Origin of the sequence: Schleiferilactobacillus harbinensis (assembly GCF_008694105.1) — a bacterium.
In the GTDB taxonomy this organism is placed as follows: Bacteria; Bacillota; Bacilli; order Lactobacillales; family Lactobacillaceae; genus Schleiferilactobacillus; species Schleiferilactobacillus harbinensis.
This window is the reverse complement of record NZ_CP041364.1, coordinates 3,133,229-3,148,941: the sequence shown is the minus strand read 5'-3', so window position 1 is coordinate 3,148,941 and position 15,713 is coordinate 3,133,229. Positions and strand designations below refer to the sequence as shown.

Here is a 15,713-nt window from a genome sequence, read left to right as displayed (position 1 = left end):
GGAGCAAAGCCGGTTACAGCTTCTCAGTAATCTCGTGGCGCCGGGCAATGATTGGCAACAACAGGCCTAAAGCCAGCAAGCCAATGGGGGTAATGATGTTCAGCCCCAGTTGGAACCACCAGCCGGTAACATCATGGACAAAACCGGCCTTGGGGATCATCCCGAGAATACAACCGAACGCAGTGAAGAGGAAGCACCACAGACCAACGATAAAGCCCACTGTCTTGCTCTTCGTAAAGGTATAGTCGGAATGGAATTTCTTCAGTTGGCGGCTGAGCATCATGTAGGCCAAGAAAACAAAGAGATAGCGAATCGGCATGACGATGGCGTTCAGGTTCAGCAGCCAGCCATACAAATCATTCATCCCCTTGATACCGAAGGCGGGCAGAACAATGATGATCCCGACCAAAATTGCCGTCATCACATAGCCGTTGATGTAAACGCCATGCTTGTTCTTCTTGCTCAATGCTTGGGGGACAAAATGCGGATCGGCATCCGCCAGCAGCATCCGCAGCGGTGCATCAATGGATACGGCTAATGCCGCCATGGAAGCCATGGCGTTAGTCACCGCATAGACCCACATAAACAGATTGCCGACATGGTAAAAATCACCCAACCGCTGGAACGCCATGTAGGCACCGTTGGCATACAAGTCGGCAGGTAAATGATGGGCGTCAAAAATCATACCCATGGCAAAAGAGCCTAATACAGCAGAAATAGCGACCATAATGGCCAGGGCAATCATCCCTTTAGGGAACTCCTTGGCCGGATCATGGGTTTTATTGACGTAGGGCGAAATCTTTTCCGCCCCGCCCACAGCGAAGATCAGCATTCCGATGGTGGTCAAATAATTCAAGTCAAACTTCGGAATATAGCTGGAAAGCTGATCCATATGGGCCGTCGCGATGGTGGAACCGGTCATCATCGGTGCGGACACGCCCAACAAAATGAAGAGAATCGACAAGATGAACATGGCCGACCCGGCAATACTGCCCAACCGGTTCAGCGTCGTGATCCCCCGGGACGACATCCACATGAAGAAGAGGAAGAGGACCAAACACAGCAGCTGGACCATCATCCCTTTGTTGGAGTTAACGAAACTGCCGTTGCTTTGGAAAAGCCACGAAAAGGCAATCAAAATAGCTTGGGGCTTTTGCGCTAAATACGGTACGTGGACGACCCAATAAGTCCAGGCCGCGAAGAAGGCCAGTTTTTTTCCGGACAATTTCTCAATCCAGGAGGTCACCCCGCCCCCTTCAGCGGGGAAGGTCGCCCCCAGCTGACCGACCATTAAGGTGTAGGGGACAAAGTACAAGATCATGATCAAAATCCAGGAAACGATGACCGTCAATCCTTGGTTATAGAAGTTGTTGACGACGTTCCCGAGGCCCCAGACGGCCACGAATGCTAAGAGCGCAATGTTATACCAGCGCAATTGTTTCTGTTCTGCTGCCACAAATATTCCCGCTTTCTTGTGATTTTTGAGCACGATAAAAAGACAGAAACCGATTATAGTGGAAATAACAGGTTTCTGTCTTGTGAACGGTGTAAGTATTCAGTGAGTGGAAAAGGGGTGTTCCCGTGAAAGCGGTATGAGAATTGGCCTAGACCAGAGTCATCAAGGAATGTAGTACTCCCCGCCCACCTGGAAGTTCGGGTTCTGGGCATTCAAGCGGATGTTCTCATTATTCAGTGTCTCTTTTTCTAAGCCCAGGGCGGTCCGGATATTGTCCGACACCTTCTGCAATTCTGCACTGGTGGGTACTTGATAGGCACCGTCGCCAATCCAGGCATCCTGACCTTGCAGCGTGGCACTGACCATATTCTTCGCCGTATCGCGGTAATTGCTGAAAATACTCATCATATCATCAGTAGTCAGGTTAGTACGCATGTTGCTGGACACTGAATCCAGCAATGTCTGCAACCGGGTCAACGTCCCGATTGAAAGAGCATTCTTGACGATCGACTTAATGACTTGCTGCTGCCGTTTTTGCCGACCATAGTCGCCGGTGGTATCTTCATGCCGCATTCGGGCGTAAGCCAGGGCCATTGACCCGTTTAAATGTTGTTCGCCCTTTGGAAAATGCTGACCGCCAGTATACGACGACGTGAAAGCAAACGGATTATCCACGTCCACCCCGCCGACCGCGTCGACGATTTTCTCCAAACCACCCATATTAATTGTTAAATAGTAATCAATTGGGACATTGACGAGCTTAGACACGCTGTTGATCGCCATTTTTTCGCCGCCATAGTTATACGCCGCATTGATCTTTTCAATATCCTGCTGCGGCCGACCGACGATCTCTGCAACGGTATCCCGGGGAATACTGGTCATCGTGACTTTATTTTGGTCGGGATTCACGGTGGCGATAATAATGGTATCCGAATTCGCATCGCCCTGGTTGGTCGACCCCTGATCGATTCGGCCCTCAGCCCCCGTGTCGACGCCCAACAGCAGGATCGAGAATGGTTTCTTATCCTGAATCGTCGTCGAGACCTTTTTATCATCAATGGGGTTATACGTCTTATCAATGGCGCTCTTCGTCTGATAGAACACCCGCGCGGCGTAGGCGCCGCCAGCGGCGAGGACAATGAAGAGAAACAGAAAGAAAATCTTGAAGCCCCGATGACGCACTGGGGGCCGTTTACGACTGCGTGAATCCACGATGTAACCTCGATTCCAGTAAAATTCTGGTATTTATCATACTATAACGCCAGCTAAATGCAAAAGCGATAGCGCTGGCTTTAGCAGGTCTTAAAGAAACAGAATACACTATAGCATACACGTGCGTCCCGGGATATGAACAGGTATACTAGGCATATCTTAATCTTTGGAGGGATCAATGTGAGTACAATCACCAAACAACCCACCCGGGACCAAGTACCTGAGGACTTAACCTGGGATTTGACCAAGGTTTTCGCCACCGATGCAGAGTGGGAAAAGACCTTTGCCCAAGTGAAAACGGCGGCAGCTGATCTGACGCAGTACGTCGGCACGCTGGGCCAAAGCGGGGCAGCACTGCTCAAGGGTATCCAGGCCATTCTGAGTGTCTACCGGACTTTTGAAAAAGTCTACGTCTACGCCAGCATGCGCAGTGATCAGGACACCGGCAATGCCCATTACCAGAGCTACGATGCCCAAGCCTCGGCGCTAGCCGCTCAGGTGTCCGCCGCAACAGCCTTCATGGAACCGGAGATCCTGGCCATCCCAGAGGCCAAGCTAGAGCAATTCTTCATCGATACCCCCCAGCTGGCTGATTATCGCCACTTCATTGAAGTGATCACGGTCAAACGGGCCCACGTGCTGCCCGCTGACCAAGAGGCGCTGCTGGCGGCCGCGGAGGATGTCTTTTCTTCCTCTGCCCAGACTTTCAACGTCCTGAGCAACTCCGATCTGAAGCTGCCCATGGTCAAAGATGAGGACGGCAATGACGTTCAGTTGACCAACGGCGTCTACAGCACCTTGCTGCAATCACCTAATCGGGACGTGCGCAAAGGCGTCTTCCAGGGCCTGTATGCCGCGTATGGCCAATATCAGCACACGTTTGCCAGCACGCTGGCCGGCCAGATCAAGGCCGATAACTATACCGCCCAAGTCCGCCACTACAGCAGCGCCCGGGAAGCAGCCATGGCTCGCAACCATATTCCGGCCAGTGTGTATGACACCTTAATCGAACAAGTCAACGCCCACCTGCCCCTGCTCCACCGCTATGTGGCACTGCGCAAGCGGCTGCTGAAGCTCGACACCGTACACATGTATGACATGTATACTCCGATCACCGGCACGCCCCAGCTCAGCTACACCTTTGCTGAGGCCAAGCAGGAGGCCCGCCGCGCCTTGAGTGTTTTGGGAGAGGACTACTTGAGCCATGTCGACGAGATTTTCAACAATCGCTACATTGACGTGGTCGAAAATAAGGGCAAGCGCTCTGGAGCCTATTCCGGCGGGGCCTACGACACGCCGCCTTATGAACTGCTCAATTGGCAGGACGATCTGGAGAACCTGTACACCCTGGTCCACGAAACTGGCCACAGTGTTCATTCCTGGTATACGCGGCACAACCAGCCTTATCAGTACGGTGATTATCCAATCTTCGTCGCAGAAATTGCCTCCACTACAAACGAAAACATTCTGACGGATTACTTATTGAAGACACAAAAGGATCCCGCCGTTCAAGCCTATGTCCTGAACCACTATTTGGACGGCTTCAAGGGCACCGTCTTCCGCCAGACCCAGTTTGCAGAATTCGAACACCATATCCACGAATCCCAGCAGCAGGGCACGCCGCTGACTGCCGACAGTATGAGTCAGTTCTACGGCGACCTGAATGCCCGCTACTACGGCCCTGAGACCGCCAAGGATCCCGAAATTGCCTTGGAGTGGAGCCGAATCCCCCACTTCTACTACAATTACTACGTCTATCAATACTCAACCGGCTTCGCGGCGGCATCCACTCTGGCCGCCAAGATCACCAGCGGCGCTGATGGCGCGGTGGATCGCTACATCAACAACTTCTTGAAGAGCGGTTCCTCCCGCTATGCCATCGACACGATGCAAAGCGCCGGCGTCGATATGACCCAGGCCGACTACCTGGAGAACGCCTTCCGCGTCTTCGCTGACCGGCTGAATGCTTTGGAGAAATTAGTCTAACATTCGTTATTTTTGAACAGATAGAAAAGCGCTGATTCCTCGAATGATGAAAAATCATCACAGGAATCAGCGTTTTTTGCGTGCTTATTGAGATATCACTGGCCCGGGGGATTCCGTACAATGGAATAAAGAACATGATGAGGAGGCGTCTCCGATGATGTCCAGCCCTGTTGAACAAAGCCCGCCGCGCCTGTTGACCCCAGGCATTCAAGAGCAAACTCCGGCCTATTTTTGCCGCCTGCTCTGGCACTATATTGATGCGCTGCCCATGGAAGGGGTGGCGGTGAGTCATGAACTGCATTTCTTCATTCGCCAAGAAGCCTGCCACTGCCGGCTAGCTTGCGTCCAAGACGGCCCGCGCTACCATCACCGCTGGGACATGCAATTATTTAGTGCCACGGACCTGCTGCCGACTGAGATTATCGTGTACACCGTGGGGGAACGGCAAATCATGTGCCTGCCGGAGGAACTGCCCGCCCTGCAAGCTCACTACGGCGACTAATCGCCCTGGGCGACTCGGGCATACAACAGTGTGCCTAAATAAATGACGACTTCAATCGTCGCGATGAAGAACGTCACCGGCCAGTTGGTATAGTAGCCCAGCACCAGTCCGCCCCAGACGCCCAGCAACGCCAAAGCAACCGAAATCAGCAGCATCTTCGGCACGGTGTGGACCAAATAACGGGCACTGGAGGCCGGCAGCGTCAGCAGGACGAAGACCAGCAGCGAGCCAACGATCTGGGCACTGATACTGACACTGATCGCCAGCATCAGCAGAAACAGAATAGATAAGAAATGCTTGGGCAAATGCTGCACCCGGGCGCCGATGCTGTCGAAGGAATCAAACACCAGATAGCGGTAGGCAAAGAACATGACCACCAGCATAAACAGCGACAGCACGACCAGCTGCCACACTTCGTGGACACTGATTCCGATAATACTGCCGAACAAAATATTGGTCGCGTAGCTGGCGCTCTTGTTAGCGAGCGAAAGAAACAGGATACCCAGCCCCATGAACAGAGAAGAAATGGCCGCGATCGCCGCCTCCCGGCGGGATTGCTCCGTGGACATCTCACCCACCGCCACGGCGGAGATCATGGTGAACAGGAGCATCCCGTCCAGCGGCGCCAATCCTGTGAAGACCCCGAAACTCGCCCCGGCAAAACCGATTTCGGATAATGTATGGGCCAAAAACGACAGGTTCCGGGCGATCACGAAGACCCCGATGATCCCGCAAGTCAGGGCAATAAAGGTGCTGGCAACAAAGGCATTGCGCATAAATTCGAGTTGAAACATCTAATCGTCCCTCCCTAATCCGAAATCATGTCGTCTGTGATGGCCTGGGCCGACCCAGTACTCATGCGGCCGTTTTGCAGCAGCAGATACTGATCCGTAAACTCTTTGGCCAAAGGCAGATCATGGGTGACAAACAACACGGTCAAGCCATTGGTCTGGTTCAACTGGCGGACCAAACCGATCAGTTCATGCTTGACCGCCACGTCCAAACTGGCGGTGGGTTCGTCCAGAATCAGCAAATCCGGCTGGTTCACCAGTGCCTGGGCCAAATATGCCCGCTGCTTCTCGCCGCCGGACGTCATCCCTAAGGGGGTGGCTGCCAGCTTAAGCAAATTGGTCTCGGTCAATACGTGATTCAGCCCCTGCTTTTCAGCCGCCGTGTGCCATGGCCAGGGCCGGCCCAGCTGATTCAGCTGGACAAAACTGCGGACCGATAACGGATAGTCCCGGTCTAAGTTACGAAACTGCGGCACATAACCCACCTGTAAATGACCATCACCGGCTGTAGTGACCTGACCGCTGGTAGGTTTCAAGATGTCCAACAAGATGCGCGTCAGCGTTGTCTTACCCGACCCGTTCGCCCCGACTAAACTGATCATTGCCCCACGGGGAATGGTGAAATTGATGTGGGAGAAAATGGTTCGATCGCCAAAGGCTTGGCTCAAATCTGCCGCTTGAATTAATGGCTGTCCCATCAAGTTTTATTGCTCCTTTGCTTACAATTAATCAGTATTTTCTAGTATAGCATGGTCCCCTAACAGGATATATGAGCCGTCGTGCATGTCTGAGCGATAAGTCATATTAATAGCGTTTGCATTCCCACCACGGTACAATGTAGTCAGAATCACGATATTGGTATGACTGTTGGAAAACATGGAAGGAAGCAATGCATATGCCTAAACTAGCAAATATTATTTTGATTGGCGACGGGGCAATCGGTTCCAGCTTTGCCTTCAACTGTCTGACCTCGGGAGTCGGTCAGAGTCTGGGGATCATCGACATCAATATGGAACGGGTTCAAGGCGACGTAGAAGACTTGAATGACGCCCTGCCCTATGCAGCCCAAAAAAACATTTATGCCGCCAATTACCACGACTGTCAGTATGCCGACCTGATCGTCATCACTGCCGGCATTGCCCAACGGCCGGGGCAAACCCGCTTGGAACTGCTGCAAAAGAATGCCCAGATCCTGACGGATATCTCCCACCAGATCATGTCGTCAGGTTTCAACGGCATCATTCTCATCGCCAGCAACCCGGTGGATATCCTCACCGAACTCGTGCTGCGTATCACCGGTCTGCCCCGTAATCAAGTGATTGGTTCCGGCACAGCTCTGGATTCCGCCCGCTTGCGGTCCGAGATTGGCCAGCGCTTCAACATTGACGCCCGGGCCGTCCACGGTTATATCCTGGGCGAACACGGCGATTCGGAATTCCCAACCTGGGATTACGTCAGTATCGGCGGCAAACCAATCAAGGATTGGCTGCCAGCGGACAAGCAGGAGGAAACCTTAGACGATATCGCCAACACCGTTAAGACTGCCGCCTACTCAATCATCGATAAGAAAGGGGCCACGTTCTACGGCATCGCCGCTAGTCTGACCCGGATCACTGCCGCCATTCTTGGCGATCAGCGCTCTGCCTTCGCTATGTCGGTGCACTTGGACGGCGAATACGGTTTGCATGACGTCTCCATTGGGGTGCCCTGCATTATTGGAGAAAATGGGTTGGAACGGGTCATTGAGTTGGATCTGAATCCGACTGATATGAAACGGCTCACCGAATCGGCCGGGATTTTGAAACAGAATCTGGCTGACGTCATGGCCGCCAAGTAAACAGGACCACAAAAAAAGTTTCGCATCGCGCAAACGGTGCGAAACTTTTTTAATACTCACAAATCACTTTGCAGCACTCGCCTGACCAGGCTTCTTCGGCTTAGCCATACCAGCACCGGCAACATCTTCGTCGGTGTAGCCCCAGAACCAGGTAACGAGCATCGAAACGATGATCGCGGCCGCACTGGATAACAGGAAGGCGTAGAAACTCGTCAGATTACCAGGATTCTTCGGATCGAAGAATGACGGGAAGCCAATGAGTGCGCCAGTAAAGCCGTACATATTGCCGCCCATTAAGCCGGTAATGAAACCACCAACGGCGGACCCAGCTAAGCCGGAAATGAAGACTTTCCGGTACCGCAGGTTAACACCATAAATGGCGGGCTCAGTGACCCCACAGAATGCGGAGATCGTCGCGGCAAAACCAATTTCCTTCAGGTTGGCTTTCTTACTCTTTAAGGCAACGGCCAGAACAGCGGCCCCTTGGGCAACCATGGTGGACGAAATAATAGCGTTCAACGGTGAAGCACCTTGGTTGGTAATTTGCTGGGTGACCAGCGGAACAACCCCCCAATGCAGGCCGAAGATGACTAGAATCTGGTAGAAGCCGCCAATGACTAAGCCGCCAATGGCACCAGATGCACTCACCAACCAGTTAACGAAGGAACCGATCCCATTGGCGATACCTTGGATAATCGGCCCAGTAACAACAATTGTCACAGTGCCGACAGCGAGAATCGTAATCAACGGTATGAAGATCATGTGCAAGTAATTGGGTAAGACCTTATGCAGCCAGTCTTCCAGTTTCTTAGCCATGTAAGCGGCTAAAATCATCGGGAAGATGGAATAAGTGTAGTTAACCAGTTGGAATTTCCAGCCGCCAATGGCAAACATTTGCGTGAACTTAGCCCCATAAGCAACCATGTCCGGCAAGGTTAAAAAAGCACCAATCGTAGCAGCTGTGATCACGTCACCGCCCAATCGGCGGGCTGCTGAATAACCAACTAATACTGGCAGGAAGTAAAACCCGGCGTTGGCCATGTCCGCTATCAATGTATAGGGCAACGTGGTAACAACTGTCTTACTAGTTAGGCCAAAGATCTTCCACAATCCGTTAAACCAAGGCAATGTGAAGAATGCCATCAACCCTTTAATAATACCAGAAGCGGCAATGACGCCAATGACTGGGCTCATGGCCCCGGTGATGACACCAATCAAGTTATTGAACCCATCAACAATCATTTGCCACAAATTCCGATCCGGCTTCGTCGCTGCGGCCGCTCCCGCCGCAGCGGAAGTCTCCGCCACCGCTTGCGCCGTGGCTTCCGGATCCGCGTATTCATTACCCAGTTGGGCGATGACTGCGTTATACACGTCAGTGACCGCTGGGCCAATGACGACTTGATACTGCCCTTGAGCCTTGCGGACGTCAATGACGCCATCCAAGGCCTTGATCTTGGCGGTCTCTTCATCGGAAGGATCCTTCTTCAGATAGAACCGCAGACGGGTGATACAGTGAATCAGACTATCGACGTTCTGTTTCCCGCCGATGTCCTTGATAATGTCGGTGGCTAAATCTGTGTAGTCTTTATCCGCCATAACAATATCCCCCTTGTTTTACTTTTGAAACCAATGATACTGTGTAATAATTGACTAACTCTTAACTTCCGTGGTGCCGACAAAATCGCCAGCGCGGTGGTCGCCCGTTTCGACATCCAGCTTGGCCAGCTTGTCTTTACTGTTGGTGATCACCACAATGATAACGTTGTCGAGTCCGGCGGCCTTGATCTGGTCCAAGTCCATGGTGGCAATTTCTTGTCCGCCGCTGACCTTGTCTTGGGGCTTGACGGAGATGGTGAAAGGTTTGCCCTTCAAGTCCACGGTATCAACGCCCATATGGATCAAAACCTCAAGCCCGTTATCCATCGTGAAACCGAGGGCATGCTTGGTGTTGGCCACCATCGTTACTGTCCCTGTGACCGGTGAAAGAATATTGCCATCACTGGGGGTGACGCCGAAGCCTTCACCCATTACGCCGCTGGAAAATACCGGATCAGATACATTCTTCAGCGGAATCACCGTACCAGTCACCGGCGAATACATCCGATTGTCGGCCTCCTTATGACGGCCAAATAACTTTTTGAACATACTGTTCATCCCTTTCTATGTTGACATCTCCATCATACAACATCCCACCGGAACTAGGTCAGATGACGGCGGACAAACTCCCGGTAGTGAAACTGGCGCGGATCCAAACGTGATTCAGACAAAAGGGCCAGACGGGTATCCGTTAAGTAGACCTTTTGCCGGATCACCACGACACTGGTACCGAGTTGAACTTCCAGAAATTGATGGTCGTCCCAATCGGCCTGGGTCATGGTGATTTCCCGTTCGGCGTAACTGATGGGCGCTACCGTTTCTTCAACGTGGGCGTACAGCGAGGTCTCTGCTGGATCGTCCGGCAGGGTCGGCACGATATCTGTTAAAACGTAATCGCGATCAAGCGACACCGGCTGATGCCGCACCTCCCGCAGGCGGCCAATCAATACAGCAGGCTGAGCGCCTGGCGCATTGGCGCGCACGATCGTCTCTTCTCGCCCGAAGAACCGCTCCGGGTCTACGTACACGCTGTCATTTTGGACCAGCCGACTATTGGTCGGATCATCCAAACTCGCCGCAATTTCAGTAAACCCTTTCAATTCCGGCGACGTGAGGGCCGGGCGCGTGCCCAATACCACAGAACCTTTGCCGTGAATCTTTTGAATCTTGCCTTCATTGCGCAGGGCCAGCAAGGCCTTGCGAATTGTCTCCCGGGAGACTGCATATTGCCGCCGCAGATCATTCTCGCTGGGCAGATAATTGCCCACGGCGAAAATTCCCGTGGCAATCTTGTTTGCCAAATCGCGATAGATCAGTTCGTATTTATTATCATTCATGGTTTTCCTCACTTGGTGAATACGGCTGTCTAAAACGCTTACTTTATTTGACACCATTATGTTAGCACTTGTCTAGACAAGCTGTCAAACGAAACACTGAGAAACTTGGTATAATGGGTCTGGAAAATTCTGCACAAGGAAAGGTGCTGCAAAAACTGATGACTTATCGCCTGTTTGCCGCCGATATGGACGGTACTCTGCTCACGGATAAAAAGACTTTTGATATAGCTCTGCTACGCCGACTGATTGCGTTCATGACCCCGCGGGATATGTTCTTTGCCGCCGCCAGCGGCAACCAGTATCAGCACCTGCAAACCACGTTCGCCGATCTTCATGACAAAATTGATTATGTCGCCGAAAATGGTGCGGTAGTCGTGGCTCGGGGCCAGATCATTTACGAAAGTCTGCTGCCCAAGACCACGATCGATCAGTTACTGGCGGCCCTGACCAGCGATCCCATTTTTGCCGGGGCGCAAATCATTCTGTCCGGGCGGGACCATGCCTACATGAACCGGGTTGCCCCCGAAGACGTGACGATGGCAAAATTCTATTACGACAGTCTGGTCGTTCCGCCGAATCTGCGCGCCGTGGCGGCGAATACACCAATCTATAAAATAGCCCTGTCTTGGCGCGGCCAGGATATCAATCAGCAGCTCGACCGGATCAACCATGCCTTTCCCGGCGTGCGGGGGACCAGTTCCGGCCGAGGCGGGATCGACGTCATTGCTAAACACATCAGTAAAGCTACTGGCCTGATGAAACTGGAAGAAGCCCGCCAGCTGATGCCGGTGGACGTGATGGCCTTTGGCGACAACGGCAACGATTTAGAAATGCTGCGCCATGCCGGGTGCGGCGTGGCGGTGCAAAATGCCATTGCCCCGGTGAAAAGCGCGGCGGATGTGGTTTTAGAAGAGACCAATAACCAGGATGCGGTGCTGCGTTATATTCAGCGGTATTTGGAAGAGACGTATCAAACGACGATTGACTAGGCGGTTCCGTTATTGAGGGACTGGGACAAAACCCCGTCTGACGCGCCGTGCCAATGCTCCGCAACCTCCGGCAAAATTGGGCTGGAACGTGGTGACGGCGCTTTGAGCCCGCAAAAGCCGCGGTCTCAAAGTCGCCTAACCACATCGACGGCAAAGCCGTCGTGTGGTTTCCACCACTGAGCCCATTTTGCCTCCGGTTGCTACGCATTGGCACTCGGTACGTTTGAAATCGGAGTTTTGTCCCAGTCCCTTCCTACTAATCGCCGTGCAGTCTCCGCCGCCGCGACACCGATCACCGCCGCCCCGTATACCAGATAGCTGACCAGCCGGTCCATCTCTGCCACACTGTCGTCGCTATAAGTCAGCAGTGCCGTCCCCAACATAAAAACGACGAAAACCATTCGACTGCTGACCCCCAGCGCTACCCGCCGAATCGTGGCCGCACCGTCAATACCTAAGCGTTTCATGGCCAGTCACCCGTCCTTTCTGATCAACACGAAATCATGACCAGCATATCCTTATTTTTCCATAGACCAATCTAAAAAACAACAAAAACGCCGCAACCCGTTCTGTCAAAGCAGAACACTGTCGCGGCGCTTCTTATTGCCTAATTACTTCGTTAACTTCACCGTCGTTGCTTCTGTCGCAGGCACCTGGACCGGCTGACCCTGAACTTGGATCGTTAGTGCCCGGTCGGCGGTAACTGTCACCGCCTCAGGAGTAATGACGAAGTCTAGCTGAGCACCCTTGTACAGCCGCTTGAAGTGGAGCGACTGCCAGTGGGCTGGCAAATGCGGCGTAATCGTCAGAACATCGCCGCGGTCATCGACCCCGGCGTAGTCCCGCTGAATAATCGTTTCCGTGGCCCCCATCACACCGAGATGGATTCCTTCGGCCGTCGTACCGCCCTGGATGTCGTAGTAATCCGAGGACAGGGCCTCTGAGAATAATTGCCAAGACAAGGCTGCATTATGATCCTGGGCCGCCAATTCACTGTAAACCACCCGAGACAAAGTCGAGCCATGGGTCGTCCGAGCGAGCCAGAACTTCAAGTTCTTCGCCATGAAGTCCGGCGGCAAGTCGTAACCCAGATCGCTGAAGACGTTGACCACTGTGGCGGGCGTCAGGTTCCAAAAGGCCATTAAGGCATCGGCTTGTTTCGCCACTTGATACGCATCCGGCGACTTGCCCTCGGCTTTCAGAATCCGGTCCATCCGGGAGATATTGCCATATTTCTGACGATATGCGTCTAAGTCGATCGTGGCCAGTTTGAAGTAGCCCTGATATTGGGAAATGATGCCCTCCTGGGAAATTTCCAGCGCCAGTTTTGTTTCGACTTTGTTCAGCTGCTGCCAGTCACTATCGGCAAACTCGGCCTTTTTCGCACTATTGGCCCATAGATCGGCTGGCAGAATATCTTGGAATTTCTGCAACTGGGCAAACAGCCAAACAACCATAATATTCGTGTACGTATTATTGGTCACGCCCTTGTCTTCACCGGGATACCCCTCATGGAATTCATCGGGTCCCATGACGCCGGCAATATCGTATCGGCCGGTCTTTTCATTATACTGGGCCATACTCAGCCAGAATTTGGCAATGGACAGCAGCATCTCCAGCCCGTAGTCCTTCATGAAGACCACGTCCTGGGTGTTGTGGTAGTAGTACCAAACGTTGTAGGCCACAGCCAACGAGACATGGCGCTGACGGCGGGAATTGTCCGGATCCCACTGGTTGGTAATTGGGTTCAAGTGCACGAACTGAGACTGTTCATCGCCGTACATTGCCGACTGCCAAGGGAACATGGCCCCTTCATGGCCCTCGCTGGCCGCGTACTGGCGGGCCGCCGGCAAACGCCGGTAGCGGTATTTCAACAGACTCTTAGCCAAGTCCGGATAATGCTGGGTATAAAACGGAATATTGAATAACTCATCCCAGAACACGTGGCCCCGGTAAGCTTCGCCGTGCAGGCCGCGGGCGCCGACGGAGGCATCCAGATGCGGATTGGCAATGGGCGAAGCGGAGACGTAAGCGTGGAAAATGTTTAAGCGGGCCAGTTTCTGACTGGTCACATCCCCTTCAATCTCGATGTCAGACGTCTGCCAAATCTTGCGCCAGACCGTGGCGGCGTTGTCCCGGGCCGTATCGTAGGAAACCACCGGCAGCAAAGCCGCTGCTTGGGCATCCAAATCGGCACTTTCCAGACTGGTGAACAGCACGACATCCTTCGTCACTGTCCAGGATTGGCCGCTGGCCAACTCTTTGGCTGCCGTTTGTTCAACGACATCGTCCTGGGCCGTGCCGGCCCAGTCCTCGGCGCCGGCGAGCTTAGTTGCAATAACGAACGCCACGTGAGAATTCTTGGTCTCCGCCCGCAAAGTTGCCGTGGCGCCCTGGGCCGCCAATTTTTGCACGTCGAAGTGCCGGGAATTGAAGGCCCGGTAGCGTTCTACGTTGCTGTTCTCAACACTGCCGTCCAGTTTGCTGGTTACCGTGATCGTCCCGCCGAAATCCAACGGGGTGATGGTCATACGTACAGCGTAGTGGTGCCATTCCTTCATGTCGACGACTTTTTCTGCCCGCACGACCACGTGCTTATCCGGCGCTAAAGCAATCACCGTTGCCAAGGTCAAGCGGCCGTTTTGCATATCCAAGTCCCGATAGGCATCAACGATTTTAGCGTGCTGCGGATCGATCGGCGTGCCGTCCACGCTGACTTGCAGAAATTGGGCGTTGGGCAGATTGACCAAGTCTTCATTGACGACATCGTGCCCCGCCACTGGCGTAGTCAGCTGATTGAACAGCCCCGCCGCATAGAAACCAGGGTAATTATCGTCGCTGGCGTCAACGCTTAAGTAAGCCCCGCGCAGGCCGAAGAAGCCGTTGCCCAAGGTCAGCAGGGCCTCTTGGCCGTAATTCTTTTTACCGCCGTAGACCCCATAATAAGTCAGATGGCGGCTGGCCAGGTCAACGGCCTCCGCTGCGCTGGTCACCCCACTCTCTTTACCGTACACCGGAATATTCGTCCGATCCGTGACCAGCGTGGCCAGATCGACCCGCCGACCGGCGAGGTCCACCACTGTGGCACTGAAGCGCGACGCACTGGGGGTCGCCAATTTCAATTCCGTAGCGCCCATATCAGTCAGCTCTTGGTTCAATCGCTGGCCAATGGCCGTCAGTTCCTGATCGCCGCTGAAGGGCACGCTCTTTTCACCACGGGTACTTTGCAGCAGCAGCGCGTTAGGCTGGACTGTTAACGAAATAGTTGCCATAGAAAAACACCTTTCCCAATTACATTCTTAGTGACGCATAGACAAACGTATCCAGCTCAATCTTAAGGCATGCCCCCCGGCGCCGCAACTGGCCGGCGCGGTATAATGCAAGGGAGAAAGGCGGCGGGACGGTAATGGGCAGTAAGCAGATCAAGATTTGGCTGATCGTCATGACGGCATTATTCGGTTACTTTTCATTCGGCGGCCCGGCTGCCAACCTGACCCGCTATGCCTGTGTCGTGCTCGCCGCCGGGCTGAGCGGCTGGTTGTGGGCCCATCAGCACCGGCCGGACCAGCGCTGGCTGACTGCTGGCTTAGTGTTGTCCCTGATCACCGACGCGGTACTGCTTTTTGCGCCGGCCAGTCAGTGGGTGCCGCTGGCGGTAGGCCTGTTTGCCTGGGTGCACTGGTGCTATTTGCGGCGCTTCAACACGGCGCTGCCCGGACCGACAACACTGGCCAGCGCCGCTTTGATTACTGGCGCTTTGGGCTGGCTGCTGCCCGCAGCTATTTTTTACACGGCCATGCTGCTGCTGGATACCGCCGGTACGTGGCGCCGCCGGTTGCCGACAAGCCGCGCTACTTGGCTCGCCCGTGCCGGCATTACCGCATTTGCAGCCTGCGATATCATTGTCGCCCTAGGCCAGACCGGTCGGATTGACCCAGCCTGGTCGTGGCTGTTTTACTGGCCGGCATTAACCCTGCTCACTTTGAGTGCAAACTAAAAGCGGC

At 53.7% G+C, this 15,713-nt stretch carries 12 protein-coding genes and 1 pseudogene; 5 read left to right on the top strand and 8 right to left on the bottom strand.

The features are described 5' to 3' along the window. Positions 1–13: 13 nt before the first annotated feature. Positions 14–1,462 (bottom strand): amino acid permease, encoded by a 1,449-nt coding sequence (locus FMM01_RS15450; RefSeq protein WP_150393326.1) that lies wholly within the window; start codon positions 1,460–1,462, stop codon positions 14–16. A 156-nt stretch (positions 1,463–1,618) separates the two neighbouring features. Beyond that, the gene (locus tag FMM01_RS15445) at positions 1,619–2,668 is read right to left on the bottom strand and encodes an LCP family protein (RefSeq protein WP_027828117.1); all 1,050 of its coding nucleotides are present in this window, start codon (positions 2,666–2,668) and stop codon (positions 1,619–1,621) included. Between the two features lie 189 nt (positions 2,669–2,857). On the opposite strand from FMM01_RS15445, the gene pepF reads away from it, so the two are divergent. Together pepF and FMM01_RS15435 are read left to right on the top strand one after the other, a co-directional pair. Next, positions 2,858–4,654: an oligoendopeptidase F gene (gene pepF, locus FMM01_RS15440; protein WP_190973498.1), complete on the top strand. Its 1,797-nt coding sequence runs from the start codon at positions 2,858–2,860 to the stop codon at positions 4,652–4,654. Positions 4,655–4,808: 154 nt separating this feature from the next. After that, the gene (locus FMM01_RS15435) at positions 4,809–5,156 is read left to right on the top strand and encodes a DUF960 family protein (RefSeq protein ID WP_063515714.1); all 348 of its coding nucleotides are present in this window, start codon (positions 4,809–4,811) and stop codon (positions 5,154–5,156) included. Here FMM01_RS15435 and FMM01_RS15430 read toward each other — a convergent pair. Together FMM01_RS15430 and FMM01_RS15425 are read right to left on the bottom strand one after the other, a co-directional pair. Further along, positions 5,153–5,950 (bottom strand): metal ABC transporter permease, encoded by a 798-nt coding sequence (locus tag FMM01_RS15430; RefSeq protein ID WP_027828120.1) that lies wholly within the window; start codon positions 5,948–5,950, stop codon positions 5,153–5,155. The genes FMM01_RS15435 and FMM01_RS15430 overlap by 4 nt on opposite strands. Positions 5,951–5,964: 14 nt before the next feature. Continuing rightward, a complete protein-coding gene (locus FMM01_RS15425; RefSeq protein WP_150393118.1) occupies positions 5,965–6,645 on the bottom strand; it encodes a metal ABC transporter ATP-binding protein in 681 nt (226 codons plus the stop codon). 197 nt (positions 6,646–6,842) lie between these two features. On the opposite strand from FMM01_RS15425, the gene FMM01_RS15420 reads away from it, so the two are divergent. Then, complete coding sequence (locus FMM01_RS15420) at positions 6,843–7,784, top strand: L-lactate dehydrogenase (protein WP_150393117.1); 942 nt, start codon at positions 6,843–6,845, stop codon at positions 7,782–7,784. Positions 7,785–7,847: 63 nt separating this feature from the next. Here the strand turns inward: FMM01_RS15420 and FMM01_RS15415 are convergent. Then, positions 7,848–9,887, bottom strand: a pseudogene (locus FMM01_RS15415) (PTS sugar transporter subunit IIABC). A gap of 98 nt (positions 9,888–9,985) precedes the next feature. Next, positions 9,986–10,720, bottom strand: a complete 735-nt coding sequence (locus FMM01_RS15410) for a UTRA domain-containing protein (protein ID WP_027828124.1) — start codon at positions 10,718–10,720, stop codon at positions 9,986–9,988. 113 nt (positions 10,721–10,833) lie between these two features. Between FMM01_RS15410 and FMM01_RS15405 the strand changes: the two genes are divergently transcribed. Beyond that, on the top strand, positions 10,834–11,709 hold the full coding sequence (locus FMM01_RS15405; RefSeq protein ID WP_150393116.1) for an HAD family hydrolase: 876 nt from the start codon (positions 10,834–10,836) through the stop codon (positions 11,707–11,709). Between the two features lie 200 nt (positions 11,710–11,909). Here the strand turns inward: FMM01_RS15405 and FMM01_RS15400 are convergent, their stop codons facing one another. Beyond that, entirely contained in the window at positions 11,910–12,176 is a 267-nt protein-coding gene (locus FMM01_RS15400; protein ID WP_150393115.1) for a hypothetical protein, read from the bottom strand. 144 nt (positions 12,177–12,320) lie between these two features. Beyond that, positions 12,321–14,981, bottom strand: a complete 2,661-nt coding sequence (locus tag FMM01_RS15395; RefSeq protein WP_150393114.1) for a glycoside hydrolase family 65 protein — start codon at positions 14,979–14,981, stop codon at positions 12,321–12,323. A gap of 134 nt (positions 14,982–15,115) precedes the next feature. Between FMM01_RS15395 and FMM01_RS15390 the strand changes: the two genes are divergently transcribed. Beyond that, positions 15,116–15,706, top strand: coding sequence for a lysoplasmalogenase family protein (locus tag FMM01_RS15390; RefSeq protein ID WP_150393113.1), 591 nt, complete (start codon positions 15,116–15,118; stop codon positions 15,704–15,706). Positions 15,707–15,713 lie beyond the last annotated feature (7 nt).

Excerpts from the sequence above, each read along its gene's own strand:
- FMM01_RS15435 (WP_063515714.1), top strand. The coding sequence starts at position 4,809 with ATGATGTCCAGCCCTGTTGAACAAAGCCCGCCGCGCCTGTTGACCCCA.
- FMM01_RS15430 (WP_027828120.1), bottom strand. The coding sequence starts at position 5,950 with ATGTTTCAACTCGAATTTATGCGCAATGCCTTTGTTGCCAGCACCTTT.
- FMM01_RS15425 (WP_150393118.1), bottom strand. The coding sequence starts at position 6,645 with ATGGGACAGCCATTAATTCAAGCGGCAGATTTGAGCCAAGCCTTTGGC.
- FMM01_RS15420 (WP_150393117.1), top strand. The coding sequence starts at position 6,843 with ATGCCTAAACTAGCAAATATTATTTTGATTGGCGACGGGGCAATCGGT.
- FMM01_RS15410 (WP_027828124.1), bottom strand. The coding sequence starts at position 10,720 with ATGAATGATAATAAATACGAACTGATCTATCGCGATTTGGCAAACAAG.
- FMM01_RS15405 (WP_150393116.1), top strand. The coding sequence starts at position 10,834 with ATGGGTCTGGAAAATTCTGCACAAGGAAAGGTGCTGCAAAAACTGATG.
- FMM01_RS15400 (WP_150393115.1), bottom strand. The coding sequence starts at position 12,176 with ATGAAACGCTTAGGTATTGACGGTGCGGCCACGATTCGGCGGGTAGCG.
- FMM01_RS15395 (WP_150393114.1), bottom strand. The coding sequence starts at position 14,981 with ATGGCAACTATTTCGTTAACAGTCCAGCCTAACGCGCTGCTGCTGCAA.
- FMM01_RS15390 (WP_150393113.1), top strand. The coding sequence starts at position 15,116 with ATGGGCAGTAAGCAGATCAAGATTTGGCTGATCGTCATGACGGCATTA.